This window comes from Winkia neuii subsp. neuii DSM 8576, from assembly GCF_000420405.1.
GTDB lineage: Bacteria > Actinomycetota > Actinomycetes > Actinomycetales > Actinomycetaceae > Winkia > Winkia neuii.
The window spans coordinates 151956-173215 of sequence record NZ_ATUW01000001.1; the positions used below are offsets into that span (position 1 = coordinate 151956).

Here is a 21260-nt window from a genome sequence, read left to right on the forward strand (position 1 = left end):
TAAGGAGACAAATATGAGCGTAGTTGTCGCATACAAGTTTGCGCCCAACCCCCAAGACGCATCCGTTAGCGCAGATGGCAACGTCGATTGGGCGCGCGCGAAGGAAGCGATTAGCGAGTACGACCCGGTCGCCATCACACTCGCCCGCACTATGGCAGACGCCGAGGGCGGGGAACTAGTTGGCATCACCGTCGGGTCTAAGAAGGCGAGCGTCGGGAACGCTGTGAAGTCCGCCCTCGCCCGCGGCTTGGATCGGGCCAGGTTGGTTTCGGACGACGAAACTAAAACCTGGTCTTCACCGAAGGTTGCTTCGGCGCTTGCCGATTTAGCCTCCGACGTTGACGGGGTGAGTGCCCTGGTGACCGGTTCTGCCTCTATAGACGAGGGCGCCGGCCTAGTACCTGCCCTCGTTGCTGGGTATTTGGGTTGGCCGTGCTTTTTAGAGGTGCGCGAGGCCGAAAAAACTGAGGCCGGTTGGAAGCTGGTCCAGGAGGTTCCCGGCGGCACCCGCACCATCGAGGTCACGGGCAACGTGGTCATCTCTGTTGCGGCCAATGCTGTAGAGGCAAAGACCCCGGGCATGCGCGACATTTTGGCCGCAGGCAAGAAGCCCTCCGAGGTGCTTTCCGCCGCTGACGTGGCTACTCACGATTGCACCGCAGAAGTTTCGGCTCGTTCCGGCGCCTCCACCCAGGATCGCGCTCACAACTTGTTCGAGGGCGAAGACGCCGCCGCCCAGCTGGCAGACGCATTGCGCGCAGCTGGCCTGAAGTAGTTAGGACTTTCAATGACCAACGCATTAGTAATTGCTACAAACCCGCAGGTATCCGCCCTGTTGGAAGCTGCCGGCAAGGTTGGGGACGTGACTGTGCTCGCTGTTGGCACTCCCGCCGAGGCCTTTGCTGAGGCCGCCAAAGTGGTCTCTTTCGAGCTGGCTGAGGGCACCCCCGCCGAGGCCGCCGCCCCGGCCGTGGCCAAGATTGTGGCCGGGCTGGATGCCTCCATAATTTTCACCTCCGATGCCTCCGCCGACCGCGTGCTAGCAGGGGCCGTTGCTGCAGCGCTTGACGCCCCTATCTTCCGGGGAGTCAAAGAGGTTAGCGCCGAGTCGGTAGAGGTTGCCCGTTTCGGCGGGATTGCTACCGAAACACTGCCGACTTCGCAAAAGCTCGTGCTGTTGCTGGATGGCGGAAAGGAAGTGTCCGGTTCCGGAGCCCAAGCAGAAACCGCCGACGGTGAGCTTGCCCCAGCCAAGGTGATTTCTGAAGATACCTCCGCCGGCACCCAGGTAAACCTGCCGGCCGCCAGCAAGATCGTTGCCTGCGGGCGCGGCTTCAAAAACGAGGAGGACCTGCAGCTGGCACGCAGCTTGGCTGACACAATCGGGGCCGAGGTGGCCTGCTCGCGTCCTCTTGCCGAGGGCGCCGACTGGTTCGACCGCGACCTTTACGTGGGCGTTTCGGGAGCCAAAGTGGCCCCCGACTTCTACTTCGCCCTCGGAATTTCCGGTCAGTTGCAGCACACCGCAGGCATGCAAGATTCGAAGACGGTCGTTGCGATCAACTCTGACGAGAACGCGCCGATCTTCAAACTGGCCGATTACGGGATCGTTGGCGACCTGTACGAAGTGTTGCCAGCACTGACCGAAGCACTATCTAAGTAACGGAAGACGGGGTCATGAACGACGTAGATTTTGAAGTAATCGTTGTCGGCGCGGGGATTGCCGGCATGACGTGCGCCTACCTGCTAGCCCAGCAGGGACACGAGGTGTTACTCGTAGAACGCGGCACCGAACCTGGAACCAAAAATCTGTCCGGGGGCGTGTTCTACTGCAAGATCATGCAGGAAATTTTTCCTGATTTTCTTGAACAGGCGCCTTACGAACGGAAGATTGCCCGCAACATCTTGTCGTTCATGACCCCCACAGCCGCCACAAACGTCGACTATTGGGACGGGCGTCTAGGCGAAGACTCCACCGCAGTAACGGTCTTGCGCGCCAAGTTCGACCCTTGGCTGGCAGAAAAATGCGAAGAGGCCGGCGTAGTGATCATGCCCGGCATCAAAGTTGAAGAACTCTTGCGCGAAGGCGACAAGATTGTGGGCATCTCGGCAGGCGGAGAAGAACTGCACTCTAACGTGGTAGTAGCCGCAGATGGAGTCAACTCCTTCCTAGCCCAAAAAGCGGGCATCCGCGACAAAGAACCCACCGAAAATTTGGCCGTAGGCGTCAAATCTGTAATCAAACTTGGCGAGGCCGAAGTCTCGAAACGCTTCGGGGTGCGCGACGGGGACGGCCTCGCCTACGCCATGGTTGGCGACTGTACCGAAGGCGTGGCCGGAGGCGGCTTCTTCTACACCAACACCGACTCCGTGTCTATCGGCGTGGTACTGCGCCTGGACGACCTAGTAAAACGGGGCAAATCGTCCTCAGAAATACACGACCACTTCCTAACCCACCCGGCAATTTCTAAATACCTAGAAGGCGGCGAACTAATCGAATACGGTTGCCACCTAATTGCCGAGGGCGGGCAAAAGATGCAGCACGACCTGGTGCGCGACGGCCTCGTAATAGTTGGGGACGCCGCCGGATTCACCCTCAACACGGGATTCACCGTACGGGGCATGGACCTGGCAGCCGGATCCGCCAAAGCTGCAGCCGAAGCCATCGACAAAGCGCTAAAGGCCGGCGACTTCAGCCAGGAAACACTCGAAGAATACACGCGCCTAGTGGGCGAATCCTTCGTAGGCAAAGATATGGCCACCTACTCCGGGGCACCCAAATTCTTGGAAAACCAGGAAATGTACGGCGAAATCGGGCAACTAGTAGCAAACGTGCTCCACGGCATTTACAACCTAGACCTGTCCCCCCGGAAGAAACTACTTCCCACGGCGCTCGCGGCTTTCAAAAAGTCGAAAATAGGCGCACTACGGCTCGCAAAAATCGGATTCGAAGCAGTGAGGTCTCTATAAAATGGCGGCACTAAAACTTGGCACAGTAACGGAACGACTAGCGAAAAACAGCTACGAGGTAGACGAGGGAAATTCGCACATAGAGGTGAACCAGGAAGCAGCCAAGCGCACTGGCTTCGGCAAGATTTTGGAACGCGTCTGCCCAGCTCACGTGTACACCGCAAATGACGACGGCAGCGTGGACGTCGAATACGCCGCCTGCCTAGAGTGCGGCACCTGCCTGGCTGTTGCCCCCAGGGAAGTCTTGCACTGGGTCTACCCCGAGGGAGCAATGGGAATATCTTTCCGCGAAGGTTAGCGGAAAACCTGGCAGAGTAGGCACGTCGAGGGAAAGGAGACGGCAATGCCCGCAAGTAACTCAACGGCAAACGTTGTTCGGATTTTGAATTCGCTGGCCGAACACATCACGCCCCAGGCGGCTGCGTCGTTGGCGCGCGAGCTAAAAATGGCCCGTTCAACCACCTACCGGATTCTGCGTACCCTAGTCGAGTTCGGCTACGTGACGCACGACAACGACACCGGCAGGTATTCCCTCGGCGTGCGCGCCTACGAGTTGGCGTGGGCATACCAACGCCAGGAGCCGCTGCGGCGCATTGCTCTGACCGTGGTTGAGCACATGGTCGACCAAATACACCAGAGCGCACATTTTGCTATCTTGAGCGGAAAAGATGTCATCTACGTGGTTGAGCAGCGAGGCTCTATGGGCCTCTCGCTAGTAACAGACGTGGGGGTGCGTCTGCCCGCCGAACTGACCGCGAGCGGGCAGGCCATGTTGGCTCACCTAAGTGACAAGCAGGTGTCCGCCCTCTACCCTTCCAACCGGTACCTGGCTGACCGCACCGGTTCAGGGCCAAAGACTGTGGCTGAACTGCAAGAGACGCTGGCCGTGACCCGGGCGCGCGGGTGGGCCCAGGAGGTAGAAAATATTACGCCCGGATGGTCGACCGTGGCAGTAGCTGTTTTAGACAAGTCGGGCTACCCTTTAGGGTCGCTAGCAATGACCTACCATTCGACCGCCTTGCCCGAAGATCAGCTGATTCCCGTGATTAGCAAACTAAAGCAGGCGGCAGCAGCCATCGCCTACCGGGCCGGAGCTGAGTCCCAAGCCCGCGCCCACCAAGAATAAACGGGGCGAGCGGGCGGGCTTCCGCCGCAGGGCGTACAGCCAGGTCCCGCAGGTAAATCAGGAGGGCGAGGGCGCACTGTCCCGGAAATGGCGCCCTCGCCCAGGTTTTTAGCTAGATTTCGACTTCCCTTGCTAGGGGGGTGGGGTTGCCGAAGCGGTGATTGGTGAAGGAAACCGCCTGTTCGTGCACAAATGGCAGGATCTCGACCCGGCCCGACAGAGTTACCGGCTGATCCCAAATTGCCACGTCGGCAATCAGTTCCTTCGGCAGCGCGCCCACCACCTCAGCCGGGTCGCCGCCGAGCAGCCTCAACCGCGCATCAAAACCGGCCTCCTTCGCCCACGCGGGCACGCCCTCTAGGAAAGCCTGCTGATTTTCGATGGCAAAGTGAACGTGCTGGCGGCGCAGGAAGGCCCGCACCTGCTCGGGCAGTTCTGCCGCTGAAACGCTCACTTGTGAACCTGCCGCCAAACCCGCGGCTACCACTGCAAGCAGCTGCCATGGATCCTGGCCCCCACCAAGGCGCACGCGCACGGGGACCGCCTCGTAGCGCAGCACGTTGCGCTCGACTTTCAGGGCCGAAGGATCGTGCCCCACCCCGAATTCTTCCCTACCCCACTTTTGGGCAGAAATCGCCAGCGCCTGCACGAATTCCCCGCCTGTGGAAAGAGTCGTGGCAGTCTCGTAGGCGTCGACAAGAGGAGGCAACGTTAGAGCCCCGGCGTCGAGCTTTGCCGCCCTGGTTTGGTTACGTCGCCAATTGCCGAGGCCGAACAGGTAGGAGGGGCCACCCGCTTTTGTTCCAGCCCCAACGGCAGAGCGTTTCCATCCACCAAACGGCTGCCTGCGCACGATCGCCCCGGTGACTCCACGGTTGATGTACACGTTGCCGGCCCGCACATTTTGGAGCCAATAGTTGATTTCGCCGCCGTCCAGGGAATGGATGCCAGCGGTCAGGCCAAACTCGGTAGCATTTTGCAGTTTCACAGCCTGTTCCAGCGTGTCTGCCCGCATGATTCCTAGGATCGGGCCGAAGTATTCGGTCAGGTGGTATTCGCTGCCGGGCTGGACGTTGGCTCGCACTCCGGGGCTCCACAGCTTGCCCGTTTCGTCTAGTTGGCGTGGGCGCACGGCCCAGTGTTCGCCCTCGCCAAGGGTGGTCAGCCCCCGCTTCAACTTGCCGGAAGCCGGGGTGACCAGCGGCCCCATCTGCGTGTCCAGCTGCCACGGGTAGCCGACCTTCAACGACCTGACCGCGTCGAGCAGTTGGTCGTGGAAACGCCGCGAGCGCCCAACCGAACCCACTAGGATCACCGTCGAACAGGCCGAGCACTTCTGGCCGGCGTGCCCGAAAGCGGAGTTGACTACGTCGCGCACAGCCAGATCTAGGTCGGCGTGCGGGGTGACGATTATGGAGTCTTTGCCTGAGGTTTCGGCTAGCACTTGCAGGCCCGGCCGCCAGGATTTGAATAGTCTGGCGGTGTCGATGGATCCGGTTAGAATCACGCGCTCAACTAGCGGGTTTTCGATGAGGGCGCGGCCGAGCTTGCCCTCGTCAATGTCTACTAGTTTCAGCACGTCGCGGGGTACGCCGGCGTCCCACATGGCTTGGGCTAGCAGGGCGCCTGTGCGGCGGGCTTCGCGGGCGGGTTTGAAGACTACGCCGGCTCCGGTGGCGAGGGCGGCCATTACGCCGCCGGTGGGGATTGCCATTGGGAAGTTCCAAGGTGGGGTTACGGCGATCACTTTGGCGGGGGCGAAGGTGGCCCCTTCTAGGTTGCAAATGGTTTTGGCCTGCTCGGCGTAGTAGTGGGCGAAGTCCGCGGCTTCGGATACTTCGACGTCGCCTTGGTCTATGGTTTTGCCCGCTTCGGAACCTGCGACTTCGATTAGTTCGCCGCGCCGTTTGGACAGGAGGACGCCCACCTGGTGCAAGATGTCGACGCGTTCTTGGAGGGGCCGGGCTGCCCAGCGTTTGCCTCCGTCGGCTGCTTCGGCAACTATCTGGGATAGTTGTGCGGCGGTTTCGACTTTGGCCTCGGCAATTACCAGCCCACCTTTTTCGCTCTCGCGCATTGCCCCCGCGATCTGGCGCGCCCACTGCAGGTTCGCGGGTAGGGACGGGTCTGAGTCGGGCGTATTTTGGAACTTCCAATTGCCGCTAGCGTCGGTGACGGTTGCTTTTATGTCGGCTTCGCCCTCTTCGAGGCGGTTTTGTTTGCGCGCCGGCCCTACCGGATCGTCGAAGGCGTGGGCGAGGGCGGCACTAAACCTGTCCTGTTCGCGTTGGAGCAGCGCCTCGTCTTTGTCGAGTTCAAATATTGACGACATGAAGTTGGCTGGCAGGGAATTTTCTTCGAGCCGGCGCACCAGGTAGGCGATTGCCACGTCGTATTCTTCGGGGTTGACTATGGGGACGTAGAACAGTAGGTGGCCCACATCCTCTGTGACGGCCGCGGCCTGTTGTGTGGCCATGCCGGCAAGCATTTCGAATTCGACCCCGCCGGTGTGCAAAATGCCGCGTTTTTTGGCTAATTCGTATGCGAAAGCCACAGTGAACAGGTTCATTCCGGCCACGCCAATAGTCACGTTTTTAGTGCGTTCGGGACGCAGCGCCCAGTCGAGGACGCGAATGTAGTTGGCGTCGGTTGTTTCCTTATTTGGCTGGGTCACCATGTCCCAACCGTGGATGGCGGCTTCTACGCGTTCCATGGAAAGGTTGGCTCCTTTTACCACGCGCACTTTGATTGGCGCCCCACCCTGGGCCACGCGCTTGGCCGCCCATTCTTGCAGGTCTTGCATTGCAGGCAGTGAGTCCGGCAGGTAAGCCTGTAGTACGATGCCGGCCTTGAGGTCCTTGAATTCGTCGCGCTCTAAAATCTTCTTGAACACGTCGATGGTGAGGTGCAGGTCGTGGTATTCCTCCATGTCCAAGTTGATGAACTTCTTTGGACTGTAGCTGTTGGCTTTCCTATATAGGGGCAGTAATGCCTGGGCCGCGTAGTCTACGGCCTCCTGGTAGGCCCACGGATTGTGGGGGCCTATGACGGCTGAAACCTTCATGGACACGTAGTCGACGTCCTCGCGTTCGAGCAACTCCATCGTGTCCTGAAGGCGTTTTTCGGCTTCCTTGTTGCCCAGGACGGCCTCGCCGAGCAGGTTCATGTTTAGCCTGGCCCCACGCGCCTTGAGGCGGGCAATGGATTTGGTTAGCCCAGCCCCCTTAGCATCTAGGACTAGATCCCCCACTAGGGCTTCAAATACTTTGCGTGCAGTGGGCACGGCCACCTCGGGTACCAGTGGCGCCAGCTTGCCCCCTAGCGCCAGGGGCCCTTTCAAGTATGCGGGCAAGAATTGCGGGTCTTGTTGGGCCAGGGTGCGGATCTGCTGGGCTGCAATTTTTTCGTCCTCGGGGCGAATCACCTTGTCAACGAATCCCACCGTAAAATCTAATCCGGCTGGGTCGCGCAGTACCTCGCTGAGCAGCTGCCCCGCCCGGTCTACCGGATATTTTTTGGACCGTTCCAGCCAGGAGCGCGCCTTCTTTTTCGCAAGTTCCCCAATTTCGGCGTAGTCGACTTCAGCGTTCGGCATGTTCTACCTCTCAAAAAAGTTGTGGGCGGCATCCTTGCCATATCCCAGACCCTAAAAAGCCTACCTGTTTAGTATATCTTGGGTGAGTCTTTAACTTTCAGTATTGTGGTAGGCAATGGTGGTTCCCGACATGGTTGCACCGCCGAAATGTTGGTTTATTTCTTCGGCGCTCGCCCCGGCCAGCTTGGCGGCGAGGGCGAATTCCGCGTCGATGCGTTCGTTTGGTTTGTAGGTGAGTTTCGAAACCGCCCAAGCGCACGCCAGACAGGCGGCGAAGCCGGGAATAATCTCGTAGAGGCCACCCCATTTGAAGGTGCCCCACACGCCCACTACTACTGCCCCGGCCACCATGCCGGCGAGCGCTCCCTTGGTTGTCAATTTGCGCCAGTAGAGCGACAAGAGCACAACCGGGCCGAAGGAGGCCCCGAAGCCCGCCCAGGCGAAGGACACCAGGTTCAAGATCGAGTCTGTGCGCAGCCAGGCCAGCCCGGCCGCCAGTAGGGCTACCGCGAGCACTGCGGTGCGGCCCAAGTTTACCCCTCCCATTGCCGACAGTTTGCGTTTCACTATTCCCTTGTAGATGTCTTCGACTACCGCCGAGGACGTCACTAATAGTTGGGAGGAAACCGTGGACATGATTGCCGCCAAGATTGCGGCCAGCATGAATCCTGCAAGTAACACCGGGAATAGGTCTTGTCCCATCAAAATGAATACGGATTCAGCCTGTTCTTTACCTATTTTCACCGCGCCTTTCTGGTTGGCGGCGATACCGATGATGGCTGTGCCCGAAGCCCCTAGCACTGACAGAAACATCCAGCCGATGCCAATGCGGCGGGCAGATTTCGCTTCCCTGGGCGAACGCAGGGCCATAAAGCGGACCACAATGTGGGGTTGGCCAAAATAGCCGAGCCCCCACGCCAGCGCCGAAATTACTCCCACAAATGTGGCGCCCCCGAAAGGGGAAAGGAAGTCTGGGTTTGCCTCGCGCACGCCCTCGGCAACAGCGGCCGGCCCGCCCAAAGCAAACACCCCTGCTACCGGCACCGCCACTAACGCAGCCAGCATCATCAGCCCCTGCACCAGGTCGGTCCATGACACCGCTAGAAAACCACCTACCAGCGTATATAGCACCACTACGGCGGCTACTAGCACCATGCCCAGGTGGTATTCCATGCCGAAGGCAGATTCAAAGAAGGTGCCGCCGGCGACCATACCGGAGGACACGTAGAAGGTGAAAAACACAAAAATGATCAACCCGGCCACTATGCGCAAGGCATTGGAGGAATCGTGCAGGCGGTTTCCAAGGAAAGAGGGAAGCGTAATGGAGTTGTTCGCCACCTGCGTATATGAGCGGAGCCTAGGGGCGGTAATCTTCCAATTCAGCCACGCCCCCACGGTTAGCCCTACCGCTATCCAGCCCTCCACAATTCCGGATAGGTAGAGGGCGCCCGGCAGCCCCATCAGCAGCCATCCGGACATGTCGGAGGCGCCCGCGCTGAGCGCGGCTACCACGGGGCCGAGGCCGCGCCCTCCTAGCATGTAGTCGTCCAAATTTTGGGTGCGGGTATACGCCCAAATCCCAATTACGATCATGGCAACGAAGTAGATGATCATCGCGATTGCTTGGCCGGATGCCTGCGTCATTGCGTATCCCCCAATCAATTGTCTTTATATCGAGAGATACTTTACAGAGTTTTTGCCTGCTAAACAATGGGTGTTGAGTTTTGCTTTTACCCACCCTTCCCGGCCCTAGATACAGGAACGCCGCCGGCTCCCCCGCTTCCGTGGGCAGGTTCACCGGCGGCGGCAAAGACCACAAGATTAGTCTTTCAACAGCTCCTGGGGATCTACGCATTCGAGGTCGAAGGCCTCAGCCACGCCCGGGAACGCAATCTTTCCGGCGTGGGCATTCAGGCCGCGGCGCAAAGCCGAGTCGTCTTTGAGGGCCTGCTTCCACCCCTTCTTTGCGATTGCGCGCGCATACGGCAAGGTGGCGTTAGCAAGCGCGGTAGTGGAGGTGTGGGGAACACAGCCGGGCATGTTCGCCACGCAATAGTAGGTTGCCTCGTGCACTTTGAAAATGGGATCGTCGTGGGTGGTAGGGTGCGAGCCTTCGAAGCAACCGCCCTGGTCAATAGCAATATCCACCAGCACCGAACCCGGGCGCATCTGGGCAACCATTGCGTCGGTAACCAGCTTGGGCGCCTTTGCCCCGGGGATGAGCACAGAGCCTATAACCAGGTCCGCATCGGCTACAGCCTGCTCTACGGCCAGCGGGGTGGAATAAGTGGTACGAGCCCGGTTGCCCCACTGCCAGTTAGCCCAGCGCAGCTTTTCGATGTCGTTATCCAGTACGGTAACGTCCGCGCCCATGCCAATGGCGATCTCGGCGGCATTGCGGCCGGCCTGCCCGCAGCCAACGACAACCACGTTTGCGTTGCGCACGCCGGCAACAGAGCCCATCAGCACGCCCGGACCGCCGTGCGGCTTCTCGAGGTAGTGGGCACCAACCTGGGCAGCCAGGCGACCTGCGACCTCGGACATGGGAACCAGCAGCGGCAGCGTGCCCGCATCGGTGCGCACAGTCTCGTAAGCAATGGCGGTAGTGCCCGCCTTGATGATGGCATCGGTACACGCCTTGTCGGCGGCTAAGTGCAGGTAGGTAAACAGGATGAGCCCCTCGCGCAGGCGGTGGTATTCCTCTTCGATGGGCTCCTTGACCTTCATGACCATGTCTGCATCCGCCCAAACCTGGTCGGCGTCAGCAACTATTTTGGCGCCCACCTCTTCGTATTGGGAATCTGGATAGGCCGAGCCCTCGCCAGCCCCTTTTTGGATAAACACTTCGTGCCCATCTTGGATCAGCGAGGCTGCTCCAGCGGGGGTTACAGCAACCCTAAATTCGTTGTTTTTGACTTCTGTGGGGATCCCAATACGCATAAGGTTCCTTCACCTTCCTGTGTTGACTAACTGCGTTGTTTCCAACACCTATACGATAGTCGCTCAGGTCACATTTCTCAGGTTTTACGGCAGAATTTAGCGGTTAGCTCCCCCTATCCCCGGCGTGACCTGCAGGAGTGTTTTACCTCTTCGGCAAACCAACTTGCGGGCGCCTCATGCGAGGGCACGCCCTTGTCACCTAGACTTAGCTGCGTTCGCATTTTCTAGCCACAAGGAGTAGCCGTGATTTCGTGGTGGGAATCCATCATTTTGGGGATTGTCGAGGGCGTGACCGAGTTCTTGCCGGTCTCTTCGACAGGGCACCTAACCATTGCCGAGAACCTGCTAGGGCATGCGGTCAACGCCCCAACTGTCACGGCTTACACAGCGATCATCCAGGTTGGTGCCATGATCGCCTCCATCGTCTACTTTTGGTCTGACATTGTGCGCATCGCGAAGGCTTGGTTCGTGGGCCTGGTAAATAAGTATGAGCGCAAGGCCGACTACCACCTGGGATGGGCAATTATTGTGGGCGTGGCTGTGACAGCGGTTATCGGGCTACTGCTAAAGGACGTAATCGAAGGGCCGCTGCGGTCGATGTGGTTTGTGGCAGCAGGCCTAATTTTGTGGTCGGTGGCCATGTACGTGTCTGATCGGGTGCGCTTCAATCGCGGCGAGGAATCGATCACTTGGAAAGACGGCCTGCTCTTGGGCCTGTTCCAGTCCATCGCCCTGATCCCAGGCGTATCGCGCTCCGGGGCTACTATTGCCGGGGCCATGTTCCTAAAGATCGACCGAGTTGCCGCCACTCGCATGAGCTTCTTTTTGGGTATCCCCACCCTCATCGCGGCGGGCGGGTTGCAGGCAGTAACCAAATTCGACCAGATCGGGGCTGCCGGCGGGGTCGGCTGGGGCTCTACCATTATCGGCACGGTAGTTTCTGGGATTGTCGCCTACCTTTCGATCGCGTGGCTGCTCAAGTTTGTTTCTTCGAACAACTTCAACGGTTTTGTAATCTACCGGGTGGCGCTGGGCATTCTGGTTGCATTGGGACTGGTAACCGGCCTTATTGCCGGCATCTAAATACGTTCCTCTAAACACTTCCCCCGCGCCCGGCGCACACTATTTCGAGTTCGCTGGGTGCGGGGATTTTTATATCCGAAGCCTTCGCGCGGGCTATTTTCCTAAATATTCGAGGGCGGCCACTAGCAGTGCTTGGGTGCCCGTTCGCAGGGAGGGGGCCAGGGTGGGAGCGAATTGTGGGGAGTGGTTGCCCGGCGCAGTCTTGGGATCGGGGAACCCCCCGAACGTCCAGTAGAAGTAGGGCACGTCGAAGGCCTTGGGAATGTAGGTGAAATCTTCCGAGGCAGTTACCTTTTCCCCGTCGGCGTAGCGCTCGCCAAAATAGTTTTTGAACGCGCCGGTAATACGGTCGAATTGCTCCTTAGGGTTAGAGGTGAGCGGGTACTTGTTGAAGTATTCGAATTTGGGTTCGCGCTGGCTGCCCGAGGCAGCGCATTCAGCTTTCACAATGCGTTCAATAGCTGCGGTTACCTGTTCTTGCACCTGTTCTTTATATGTGCGGATATTTAATTGCAGCACGGCAGAGTCAGGGATGGTGTTCGCCGAGGTTCCTGCCGAAATTGAGCCCACGGTAACCACCGCAAAATCCGAGGGCGACGTTTCGCGTGAAACAATAGTTTGCAGCCGCAGCACAATCGCAGCTGCCATAACCACTGGGTCTACAGAGAGGTGAGGCATGGACCCGTGCGAGCCCTTGCCAAATACCGTTATCTTAAGGCTTGTGGCACCCGAGAAGGTTGGCCCGCAGACCGCGTTCACAGTGCCCTCTTTGATACCTACCACGTGTTGGGCCAAGCAAACCTCGGGCTTTGGCACCTGTTCAACCAGCCCGGCCTCGACCATAGACTTAGCCCCTTGCGCCGTTTCCTCGCCCGGCTGGAAGAGCGCAACAAACGTCCCCTCCCACAGATCTTTGTGAGCGAGCAAAAGCTTTACCGCCCCAAGTAGGCAGGCCGTGTGCATGTCGTGGCCGCACCCGTGCATTACCGGAGTTTTGTTGCCGTCTTCATCCTGCTGCCGGGCCGTGGAAGCGTAGTCCAGGCCAGTGTCTTCGGCCAGGGGAAGCGCATCGAAATCAGCACGACACAAAATGGCAGCGCCCTCGCCATTTTCAATTACGGCTACCACACCCCCACCGATTTCTTTAGGCTCTGCGCCCAAATCTTTTAGCTCTTTGGTTATACGCCCACGAGTCCATTCTTCTTGCATGGACAATTCTGGATGCTGGTGTAATTCCTTGTATAAGTCTTCCTGCCAGTCTTTTTGCTCGGCTACGAGCTTTTCAATATCGCTCATTGTTCCCCCTTTCCTTCTTTTATACGTCATAGACCGGCCGCCGGCTCATTTAGCTGTGGCGAGCGTTGGCCCCGGCGGCAGTTGTTGGGAAGGACATTCGGAGGCCGTAAGTGCCATAGTGCGCTGCTCGTCGGCAGTTACGCTGAGCCCCCACACCTGCTTGATTCGCACCTGCCGGGCCACGTAGGCGCAGCGGTAATCGACGTCGGGAGGCAGCCATTTGTTTGCCGCGTACGCGCTTTTGGCCTGATTGGCAGGGCCGTCCACTGCCAGCAAATTGAGCGGGTCGTTGGCAAACTTTTGCCTGCGCGCAGGGTCCCACCCATCGGCCCCCGAAGCCCAAGCGTCGGCGAGGGCAACCACGTGATCTATCTGCACGGCCTCGGAAGAATGCTGCCCCCGCACGAAGTTGATTACTTTGCCCGTATACGGATCTTGCAACTGCCCAGACAGTACCACGCAATTGCGAGTATTTGGCCTGTAAACAACATTCTTCATGTCGCGGCTCAGAATGTCGTTGCGGGTGTCGCAGCCGTTATGATCCTCGTCGGCCCAACGTTGGCCGAATTCGTGCCGATTGTATTTTTTGGTCTGCCGCCACTGGCGCACGGGCAGGGACTTTACCGCCTGGGCAAAGTCGGTGTTAGGTACTTCTTTTAGCACCTGATCGTTGGTTTTGAAAGTGTCGACAATAGAGCCAGGCCTATTTGCCCCGGCTGCCCCAGCCTTACCGAAACCGCCCAAATCTAGGCCCAGCGGAGCCACCGCCCAGACCACCAACGCGGCAGCGAGCAGCCACGCCACCAGATCGCCAATTCCGAACCGTCGTCTCATGGACTCTACTGTGGCACGTACCTATGACAGATGGTGACAGCGGTGTCAATCTGTGGATAACTTCGCCGGCCCGTCTCCACCCTCGAACCGCCAAGTGAGGCTGAAGCCCTATTCGGCAATTGGCTCAACTAGGCTCGGAAAGTTGTTTCCCACGGATCCGACCTGTTTAGAAACCTTCCGGGGTTGCAATGCGGGGGCGGGAATCTGGCCGATCAGCTCGTCTATTCCGCCGGGGTCTGTGAGGGCCGGATTTAGCCAGCTTCCCCACGCCTGCTCGGGCACAATTACGGGGGTGCGTTCGTGGATGTGGCCGAGGGCGTCCGGGGCACTCCTGGTGCAAATCGCGCAAGATGCCACCCATCCGCTGGGGCCCTTCCAGGCCTGCGCTATGCCAGCAAACGCCATAAGGGGATCCAGAGGGCCTTCGGAAAGAAAATAGGGCTGTTTTTTGCCCCCAATTTTTTGCCACTCAAAGTAGCCGTTGGCGGGCAGCAGTACGCGGTGTTTAGCTACTGCGGTTCTAAAAGATGGCTTCCTAGTTACCGTTTCCGCCCGGGCGTTTATGAGCAGCGGCTGGTCAGGTTCTTTTGCCCAGGAGGGGATGAGCCCCCACCGCAGCTGGCGCAGTTCGCGCACGATTTCGCCCTCGCCGGTAAAACGTTCCATGACGGCGGCAACGGAATGGGTTGGGGCTATGTTCCACGAGGGATCCGGGGCGTCGTGGACTACCAGATCTATGTCGAATAGTGCGGTTATGTGGCCGGTGGACTCCCACATGCCGTAGCGCCCGCACATTAGGGTTCTTCCGCTGTGGGTTGGGCGGTGGAGCCGGTGTTTTTCTTGCGATTCTTGAATGGCCTGTGTTTGCGGTTACCGCCCAATATGAAGGGATTTACGTCTGGTTTTACGCCTTTGCGGGCTAAGAGGGCGCGCAATTGTTTGGACGTCATGGTAACGGTCCAATCGCCGGTGGGTAGAGTCCAGCGGCGCCACCCCGATACTACTGTCCCCAACCCCCCAAAGATTATTGCTACGAGCATTCCAAAAACCGGCTGGTCGTACTTGTAGAAGACGACCATTATCAGTGAGGCCGCGAGCGCAGGGGTGGCGTATAGGGTGTTGCCACCGAATACTCGGGGGACCATGCCGGAGGCGACGTCGCGGATCATGCCGCCCCCTACCGCGGTTACGAGCCCTAGCAGGATGGCGGGAGGAATATTGTAGCCGAGGCTGAGGGTTTTTAGGGTGCCGGTTGCGGCCCAGCAGCCGAGCACGAGCCCGTCACCTAAAAAGACCATGCGGGTGGCCCAGCGCCCGGAGAGGCGCAGCAGGATTGCCACGAATGCTCCGCCGAGGGCGCAGAACAGATAGTACGGGTCGGTGATGGCTACGGGGGCACCGGATTGGAGCATCACGTCGCGGACGATGCCGCCGCCGAGGCCGGACATTACGGCCAACACGAAGAAACCGACTGCGTCAAAATTGCGCCGGCGCGCTAATTGGCCGCCAATGATCCCGTTCACGAACACGCCAATTAGGTCGATGACGCGAAACACATCGGGAAGAATCGAGTTGAGGTTGTCCAGCACGACACTAGCCTAATAGTTTCGGGGGGCCTTTTTCAGGTCGAAAGCCGCTATTGGGCGGCGTTCATGCGGGCCTTTAGAGGCTCGTAGTGGTCTTCGACTGCGCAGTAGTATGCGTGAATGTCCCCGTCCTCGACTGCTTTTAACATCGCCCCATGGGCTTTGGCGGTCAAAATTAACCCTGCGGGGTCGGCCGGAAGGGACGGCACCACGGCCATGTGAATCAGCCACATGGCGCTCATCATCTCGTCTAATAGCTGATTTTGAAGGATAGAAATTAGTCCCCTATGAAAAGCTATGTCCTCTTGTATGTATGAGTGGCCAGTTGCAGACTTGGAAATCATTTGTTTAACCAGATCTTGCAGCTCTTCGATCTTTTCGGGATCTGTTTGGTCGCGCTTTTCTACCAGTTCGTGGCCTACCCCGATGTCGAGATACTTTCGCATGGCCACCACTTCGTCGAGAGTTCCCAGGGAGCCGTTTCCCATAGACGACCGCAGGACGAGAGTGTTTACCAACGGAGACAGTGACATGTTTGAGACAAACGCACCTTTGCCCTGCTTGGTTGCAACAATGTCGAGCGCCTGTAGCTGCCTCATGGCTTCGCGGACAGAGGACCGAGAGACGCCCAGGAGTTTGCAAAGTTCCGCCTCGGTAGGCAAAGGATCCCCTGGATTGAGATGCTCAGAAATTATGTACTGCTCAACCGCTTCCACTGTAGAGTCAGCGCGAGAGGCAAACTTCTGTTCGAGTTTAGTTTTCTCGTAGCCCGTGAGAGTAGGCGGAAGTGACGACAAGATATCTGACGTTTTTTTCATTACCACTTTCCTACCTGCAGGGTTTCCCACTCAATTATGACAGTTGTGGCACGTCTCCGCAGTCATAAGACAACAGATCCGTGCCACATTTTACCTGCCTACGCATTCACAGAGTCGAACCAGCAATGGGGGATTTTTGTGAAGTAAAGCCCCTGCATTTCTCGCTCCCAAAGAAGCCCAAGTTCTCCGTCTGGCATAATTGCCATGCATTGATAGACGTAGTGGGCCGGATTAAATGTTCGGGCTACATCCCACGTGTGTCCGCCGTCGTCGGACCTCCGCAGAACTCCCCGACCTCTATATGGGCGCAGTTGGGAAGCATTCGCGAACACTACTCTTTCAGGGTGTTCGCCCGTAGGCCACGCGACAGCATTTGGCTGGCAAAAAATCTCAGGGATTTGCGAGACGAAACATACCTCGCCCCACGTTTCGCCCCCGTCCACACTCTCGACGGCTGCTACCTTGCCGCTAGGATGTTGGTTACGCATAAGCATTAGGACAGTCCCATCTTGGCGCTCTATCACCGTGGCTTCGTGGGTGGCTGCGGCTTCGGTATCCAAAGTTCGAGAGTCTATTTGCCTACCTTCGAATATGCGGCCATCGTTTGGCGACTTCGCTAATTTCCATGACTCGCCTCCGTCATCGGAATAAACAACGGTTGCAGAGAAATTGGTCTTATTTTCTCCGTTGTAATAGACGGGCATAACTAGCCTGCCAGCATAATTCGAATTGGCAAGTTGGATTCCAGTTCCGGGGGCAGTACCCAAGAACGACATCCACTCTTTCTTAACCTGATGATTCAGATTTACTGGCTTAGACCAGGTTTCCCCATCGTCATCTGAGTAAATCATTTGGAGGAAGCAGGTGCGTGCCGTGAGTAATGTCTGGGCGGGATCTTCCCCGTCCTTCAAAAATACGTTGCCACCGTAAGACTCCTTGCCGCCCTGCACAACAGTTACTGTTCCATCTTCGGAAATCGAATACGGCGCAAGTTCACCATTTTCGTCCACAACTGTTCCATCGGAGTTCCAGGCATACTCATTTCCTTCACTATCGTGGAGGATGTAGTTCCCGTTTGGGTCTACGCCAATCTGGGCTTCAGCGTTTGGTTGCCCCATACCGCCCGGGAAATGATCTATGAGGACTATTATGCGCCCAGTTTTCTGATCTTGAACTACACAGGAATCGATTACGGAGGCACCGCTTGCTCCATGGCCCGGGTAGCTTAGGACTGGCTGCAAATCTCCCCAAGTTTTTCCACCATCGAAAGACCGGCGAATAACGAAGTTGATCGAATTAGGGGAATCGTTAGCTATCGTTTCGCGCTGGTCAGCTCCCGCAATAACCACACCCGACGCTGTAGTCAGTAGCGACGGAATGCGATAGCTAATTGAATTTTCGAAGCCGTAGTCGAACAGACATTGGGTATCCACAGGCGGCACTGTAGATAGCTTCTTGATCTGTGCGTCGTTCAGCACCGACGAATAGATCGCTGCGTTGCGAACCTCTCCGAAGAGCCTGGATCCATAGATATCCTGTCCGATAACCACCTCGTCGCAGCCGTCAAAGCTATCGAAAAAGGCTTGCCCCGGAAGATGAGCTTCCATATATCCGTCCACGTAAATCTGGACTGCGCCGTGGCCGACTCGAAGAACAACATCGTGCCAATGCCCTTGGTCCCAACTACCTTCGGCAACGAAATGCCGCCATACGTTGCCCTTCCCAAGAACTCGGTAGTCAATGCCTCGTTCAGTGAGGCTGATATTTAGTTTTTCTTGCCCCCCTGCAGCTGCAGCAAGCAGGGTACCGTGCTGACCGGGACCCCTTACTCGATACCTTAGAAAAATCGAGCCCGAGCGCAACTGCCCTACTTGGGCGGCGTCATAATCCGACAAATGCGATGCAGCGAACTCAATTAACGGTTCTGGCGCAACCGATTTCGCAAGAAATTCCATAGGCGTAAGCTCCCTGTCGAAAACCGATTGTTCAGCTAGCTCCACGCCGGTGGTAGGGGACCATTCAAAGACGCTCGACTCCCCGCAAGCTGCCGGCCTAAGATCAGCAGTTGCAGAAAAGCACTGGTACCCATCTAAGTAGATCTTCGCCCCCGCAGCTGTGGAGGAAATCCCCAGCGCATGCCACTGGTTGTCAGATACCTTGAAAGTATCTTCCATATCGAGGCGAATTTCTGCATCGCTGTTGCTGCCCAGCAGTAGCAGACTGCCATTCGCTATTGAAAGTTCCCAGCCACTGTCGCTGCCGAATACACGTGCGATTTTTCCGTCTATATTCGCCCGAAAATTAGTCGTCCAGCTTTGTCCATTTGCATTCATTATCATTTACCCTTCAAGTAGAAAAAGGTCCTTTTAAAAGCTTCTTACTGGATATTCAGTTACCCACTCGGCAGGAATTTCCGTGTAGTAAATACCTTGCCATTCACGTTCCCAGAGCAGCCCAATATTGCCGTTAGGCAGCATCGCCATAGATTGATATACGTAGTGCCCTGCTTGGAATGTCCTGGACGAGTGCCAACTCGCCCCACCATCTAGGGATACTCTAAGCACCCCTTTACCTCTGTACGGCTGCGCTGCGGATGCGTTTGCGAATAACACGCTTTCATATCCGTGTGACATACTCCGCGCCGCGGGCAAACTGAATATATCGGGAGTTTCGTCTTTGAACTCGGGTTCACTCCAGCTAACCCCACCGTCTTGGGAACGCGAAACGGCAATTTTCCGTCCCGGATTGAGGTTGCGCATATACATTGTCAGCTCATTTTCGCCAGTTTGTACAACGGCAGACTCGTGCAAGGATGCAGTTCGGTCGTGCACTGTCTTTGAATCAATGGTTGTAGATTTAAAATGTCTTCCATCGTTTGGCGATTTAGATCTGCGCCAATTTTCCCCTCCATCGTCGGAATAAACGACCGCACTAGAGTAAACCGTTGCAACGGAATTTGAGTAGTATATGGGCACGATCAAGCGTCCGTCATATTTACCTCCCCTGACCTGCATTGCTGATCCTGGGCTGGTCCCAATGAATTTCATCCAGTCCGCTTTGACCTGATTGTTAATATGGCGAGGAGTAGTCCAGGTAACTCCATCGTCGTCAGAATGCATTTCAACGAGATAGGCTGTCGGCACCATGAACAGGCCCTCTACAGTAACTTTAGATTTTTCAGCTGGGTCATATATCGAGTTCAGTTCACGACCCTTCTTGCGCACATTCCCCAACGCATCAATAGAATAGTCTGTCGCTCTCCCCTGGGAGTCCAGCACCCTGCCCGCTTTATATTTGAAGGTACCGTTAGCGCCGTCCCTTAGAAGTAAGGAGCCATCTTCACCCATTCCAGTACCGGGACCATTATTCGGCTGACCTACTCCCCCTGGATATAGATCTACGAGCAAAGTTATTCTTCCACTCTTCCGATCTTGCACGAGCGAAGAGTCTATTACCGACGCCGCTTTTTTGCCCTCCCCAGGCAAGTCGACGAGTTTCTGCAGCGGCTTCCAGGTCTTGCCGTTATCAGACGACCTGCGCACTACTAAGTTAATGTCATTTGGGCTGTCGTAGGCATTGGGCACCCGCTGATCCGCGCTAGCAATTAACGTTCCACTTTGAGTCCTAATTATTGCAGGAATCCTATAGCTGGCTGCGCCCTCATAACCGAGGTCGAATAGTGCTATTTCTCCGGGATTTTGATATGAGGAAAGTGATTGAATTTGCGCCGTGTTTAGCCTTCCCTCATACACTCGCAGCCTGGCCCCCTCACCAGCATAATTATCTATAGACGCCAGGGAGCGCGCGGGCATTTTCCGAGAAGTTAGGTAAGAGCCGTTTAGGTATAGCCCTATCTCATCACTATCTATCGCCACAGCGATGGTGTCACCAGGTTTGAGGCCTTTGTTCAGCGGCACTTCAAGCTTTTGCCCTCCTTGGCTAAAAACCAGAGAGCCCCCCAAAGATAGTATCTGCACATCAGCCTGTCCTCGACGCAACCGCAGTTCGTTATTCCCCGTCCCCTTACTTTCTACTGTGTAGAGCAAAGTAAGTTTTTGGTTGTCAGCCGTACGGCGTACCGCAGATGGAATCGGCGCGCTCTTATCTGTAGAAAAAACTGGTTGTGGATATCCAGTAATGGCCTTGATCTGCTGCGCAGATAGTGGAGAACCGTAAATGCTAACCTTACTGATTTGCCCATCGAAACCCCATTGCCTTCCCGAATTGTCGTAATTCGCTCCAAGCCGTAGAGAATCAATGCGGTTTAGCGAGGAGAAAAATGCTCTCGCAGCAGTGCTAAACACCTGCTGTCCGTCCAGATAAATGCGGGTGTTGTCGTTAGAAACGGTAATTGCAGCTGTATGCTCCACCCCATCACTCACGGAGCCGGCATCTTCTGCATCTGCCTTTGCGAGCCAACCTCCAGGGGCCGATTTTTGATCCCTCACTTCCCAATAAATATGCCCGTTCCGCACTGACAACGTCAGATTCGTGGAGGGATCTTTCGTGTAGGAGGCACTGAGTAGTGCTGCAGAAGGAGATTTTTGAGTCGTTTTAAATCTGACCGCTATAGTTCCCACGTCTAACGAGGTGAGCTTTTTGGCATATCGCGATAAATCTAGTCCGTCCCCCTGCGCGTGCTGAGCGTAGGGCTCAGACATTTCAATTAACGGTCGCGACGACCCGCCCTCCTCACTCGCATCGGCGTCCGCCACGCAGATGATACCGACCGCGGCCATCGACGTTGCTAAGAACGACCCCAGCAGCGCTCTTTTAGATCTAGGTATTCTAGCTGCGGTAACTAGGTCCATGTTTCACTACCACCTTGTAGCATCAGTTGTCTGACATCTAATCGACATGCTAGCCGACACTCTAGCTCATGGCAAGCAACCTAAAAATACGCCTTCCAACTGCAGATACAGTTTGACCTAGAGAACTCCAACCCCTCTTGCAAAGACGGAAAACCGCTGCTATAACTTACTTGTAAGACAACTGATCTGTTGGCTACACCT

The 21260-nt window shown here is 56.8% G+C and carries 16 protein-coding genes; 6 read left to right on the forward strand and 10 right to left on the reverse strand.

Annotated elements, in window-relative coordinates; genetic code table 11:
- Nucleotides 1–13: 13 nt before the first annotated feature.
- Genes G437_RS0100700 through G437_RS0100720 form a run of 5 tightly spaced genes read left to right on the forward strand, consistent with a single transcriptional unit; the run spans nucleotide 14 to nucleotide 4096 of the window.
- On the forward strand, nucleotides 14–775 hold the full coding sequence (locus G437_RS0100700) for an electron transfer flavoprotein subunit beta/FixA family protein (protein WP_024330683.1): 762 nt from the start codon (nucleotides 14–16) through the stop codon (nucleotides 773–775).
- Between the two features lie 12 nt (nucleotides 776–787).
- Complete coding sequence (locus G437_RS0100705) at nucleotides 788–1663, forward strand: electron transfer flavoprotein subunit alpha/FixB family protein (RefSeq protein WP_034490044.1); 876 nt, start codon at nucleotides 788–790, stop codon at nucleotides 1661–1663.
- Nucleotides 1664–1677: 14 nt separating this feature from the next.
- Nucleotides 1678–2970 carry an FAD-dependent oxidoreductase gene (locus G437_RS0100710; RefSeq protein WP_024330685.1) on the forward strand — a complete coding sequence of 431 codons (1293 nt, stop codon included), beginning with the start codon at nucleotides 1678–1680 and terminating at the stop codon, nucleotides 2968–2970.
- Between the two features lies 1 nt (nucleotide 2971).
- The gene (locus G437_RS0100715; protein ID WP_024330686.1) at nucleotides 2972–3268 is read left to right on the forward strand and encodes a ferredoxin family protein; all 297 of its coding nucleotides are present in this window, start codon (nucleotides 2972–2974) and stop codon (nucleotides 3266–3268) included.
- 45 nt (nucleotides 3269–3313) lie between these two features.
- Nucleotides 3314–4096 (forward strand): IclR family transcriptional regulator, encoded by a 783-nt coding sequence (locus G437_RS0100720; protein ID WP_024330687.1) that lies wholly within the window; start codon nucleotides 3314–3316, stop codon nucleotides 4094–4096.
- Between the two features lie 112 nt (nucleotides 4097–4208).
- On the opposite strand, the gene G437_RS0100725 is transcribed toward G437_RS0100720, so the two are convergent.
- The 3 genes from G437_RS0100725 to ald all read right to left on the reverse strand — a co-directional run bounded on the left by G437_RS0100725 (nucleotide 4209) and on the right by ald (nucleotide 10631).
- Nucleotides 4209–7691, reverse strand: a complete 3483-nt coding sequence (locus G437_RS0100725) for a bifunctional proline dehydrogenase/L-glutamate gamma-semialdehyde dehydrogenase (RefSeq protein WP_024330688.1) — start codon at nucleotides 7689–7691, stop codon at nucleotides 4209–4211.
- 90 nt (nucleotides 7692–7781) lie between these two features.
- A complete protein-coding gene (gene putP / locus G437_RS0100730) occupies nucleotides 7782–9335 on the reverse strand; it encodes a sodium/proline symporter PutP (RefSeq protein WP_024330689.1) in 1554 nt (517 codons plus the stop codon).
- A 177-nt stretch (nucleotides 9336–9512) separates the two neighbouring features.
- Entirely contained in the window at nucleotides 9513–10631 is a 1119-nt protein-coding gene (gene ald, locus G437_RS0100735; protein ID WP_024330690.1) for an alanine dehydrogenase, read from the reverse strand.
- Nucleotides 10632–10877: 246 nt separating this feature from the next.
- Between ald and G437_RS0100740 the strand changes: the two genes are divergently transcribed.
- A complete protein-coding gene (locus G437_RS0100740; RefSeq protein WP_024330691.1) occupies nucleotides 10878–11714 on the forward strand; it encodes an undecaprenyl-diphosphate phosphatase in 837 nt (278 codons plus the stop codon).
- A 93-nt stretch (nucleotides 11715–11807) separates the two neighbouring features.
- Here the strand turns inward: G437_RS0100740 and G437_RS0100745 are convergent, their stop codons facing one another.
- The 7 genes from G437_RS0100745 to G437_RS0100775 all read right to left on the reverse strand — a co-directional run bounded on the left by G437_RS0100745 (nucleotide 11808) and on the right by G437_RS0100775 (nucleotide 21059).
- Nucleotides 11808–13010 carry an amidohydrolase gene (locus G437_RS0100745; RefSeq protein ID WP_024330692.1) on the reverse strand — a complete coding sequence of 401 codons (1203 nt, stop codon included), beginning with the start codon at nucleotides 13008–13010 and terminating at the stop codon, nucleotides 11808–11810.
- A gap of 45 nt (nucleotides 13011–13055) precedes the next feature.
- The gene (locus G437_RS0100750) at nucleotides 13056–13844 is read right to left on the reverse strand and encodes an HNH endonuclease family protein (RefSeq protein ID WP_024330693.1); all 789 of its coding nucleotides are present in this window, start codon (nucleotides 13842–13844) and stop codon (nucleotides 13056–13058) included.
- A 108-nt stretch (nucleotides 13845–13952) separates the two neighbouring features.
- The gene (locus tag G437_RS0100755; RefSeq protein WP_024330694.1) at nucleotides 13953–14639 is read right to left on the reverse strand and encodes an SOS response-associated peptidase; all 687 of its coding nucleotides are present in this window, start codon (nucleotides 14637–14639) and stop codon (nucleotides 13953–13955) included.
- Nucleotides 14639–15433, reverse strand: a complete 795-nt coding sequence (locus G437_RS0100760) for a trimeric intracellular cation channel family protein (RefSeq protein WP_024330695.1) — start codon at nucleotides 15431–15433, stop codon at nucleotides 14639–14641. The genes G437_RS0100755 and G437_RS0100760 overlap by 1 nt, the downstream gene beginning before the upstream one ends.
- A gap of 47 nt (nucleotides 15434–15480) precedes the next feature.
- Nucleotides 15481–16248 carry a FadR/GntR family transcriptional regulator gene (locus G437_RS0100765; protein ID WP_024330696.1) on the reverse strand — a complete coding sequence of 256 codons (768 nt, stop codon included), beginning with the start codon at nucleotides 16246–16248 and terminating at the stop codon, nucleotides 15481–15483.
- A 98-nt stretch (nucleotides 16249–16346) separates the two neighbouring features.
- Nucleotides 16347–18581 (reverse strand): exo-alpha-sialidase, encoded by a 2235-nt coding sequence (locus G437_RS0100770; protein WP_425273934.1) that lies wholly within the window; start codon nucleotides 18579–18581, stop codon nucleotides 16347–16349.
- A gap of 33 nt (nucleotides 18582–18614) precedes the next feature.
- Nucleotides 18615–21059 (reverse strand): sialidase family protein, encoded by a 2445-nt coding sequence (locus G437_RS0100775; RefSeq protein WP_233186738.1) that lies wholly within the window; start codon nucleotides 21057–21059, stop codon nucleotides 18615–18617.
- Nucleotides 21060–21260: the final 201 nt, after the last annotated feature.

What these genes read in the sequence shown, in the direction of transcription:
- G437_RS0100745 (WP_024330692.1), bottom strand. Translation starts at nt 13,010, where the DNA reads ATGAGCGATATTGAAAAGCTCGTAGCCGAGCAAAAAGACTGGCAGGAA.
- G437_RS0100770 (WP_425273934.1), bottom strand. Translation starts at nt 18,581, where the DNA reads ATGAATGCAAATGGACAAAGCTGGACGACTAATTTTCGGGCGAATATA.
- G437_RS0100750 (WP_024330693.1), bottom strand. Translation starts at nt 13,844, where the DNA reads ATGAGACGACGGTTCGGAATTGGCGATCTGGTGGCGTGGCTGCTCGCT.
- G437_RS0100715 (WP_024330686.1), top strand. Translation starts at nt 2,972, where the DNA reads ATGGCGGCACTAAAACTTGGCACAGTAACGGAACGACTAGCGAAAAAC.
- ald (WP_024330690.1), bottom strand. Translation starts at nt 10,631, where the DNA reads ATGCGTATTGGGATCCCCACAGAAGTCAAAAACAACGAATTTAGGGTT.
- G437_RS0100765 (WP_024330696.1), bottom strand. Translation starts at nt 16,248, where the DNA reads ATGAAAAAAACGTCAGATATCTTGTCGTCACTTCCGCCTACTCTCACG.
- G437_RS0100705 (WP_034490044.1), top strand. Translation starts at nt 788, where the DNA reads ATGACCAACGCATTAGTAATTGCTACAAACCCGCAGGTATCCGCCCTG.
- G437_RS0100725 (WP_024330688.1), bottom strand. Translation starts at nt 7,691, where the DNA reads ATGCCGAACGCTGAAGTCGACTACGCCGAAATTGGGGAACTTGCGAAA.
- G437_RS0100755 (WP_024330694.1), bottom strand. Translation starts at nt 14,639, where the DNA reads ATGTGCGGGCGCTACGGCATGTGGGAGTCCACCGGCCACATAACCGCA.
- G437_RS0100710 (WP_024330685.1), top strand. Translation starts at nt 1,678, where the DNA reads ATGAACGACGTAGATTTTGAAGTAATCGTTGTCGGCGCGGGGATTGCC.
- G437_RS0100775 (WP_233186738.1), bottom strand. Translation starts at nt 21,059, where the DNA reads ATGGACCTAGTTACCGCAGCTAGAATACCTAGATCTAAAAGAGCGCTG.
- G437_RS0100700 (WP_024330683.1), top strand. Translation starts at nt 14, where the DNA reads ATGAGCGTAGTTGTCGCATACAAGTTTGCGCCCAACCCCCAAGACGCA.
- putP (WP_024330689.1), bottom strand. Translation starts at nt 9,335, where the DNA reads ATGACGCAGGCATCCGGCCAAGCAATCGCGATGATCATCTACTTCGTT.
- G437_RS0100720 (WP_024330687.1), top strand. Translation starts at nt 3,314, where the DNA reads ATGCCCGCAAGTAACTCAACGGCAAACGTTGTTCGGATTTTGAATTCG.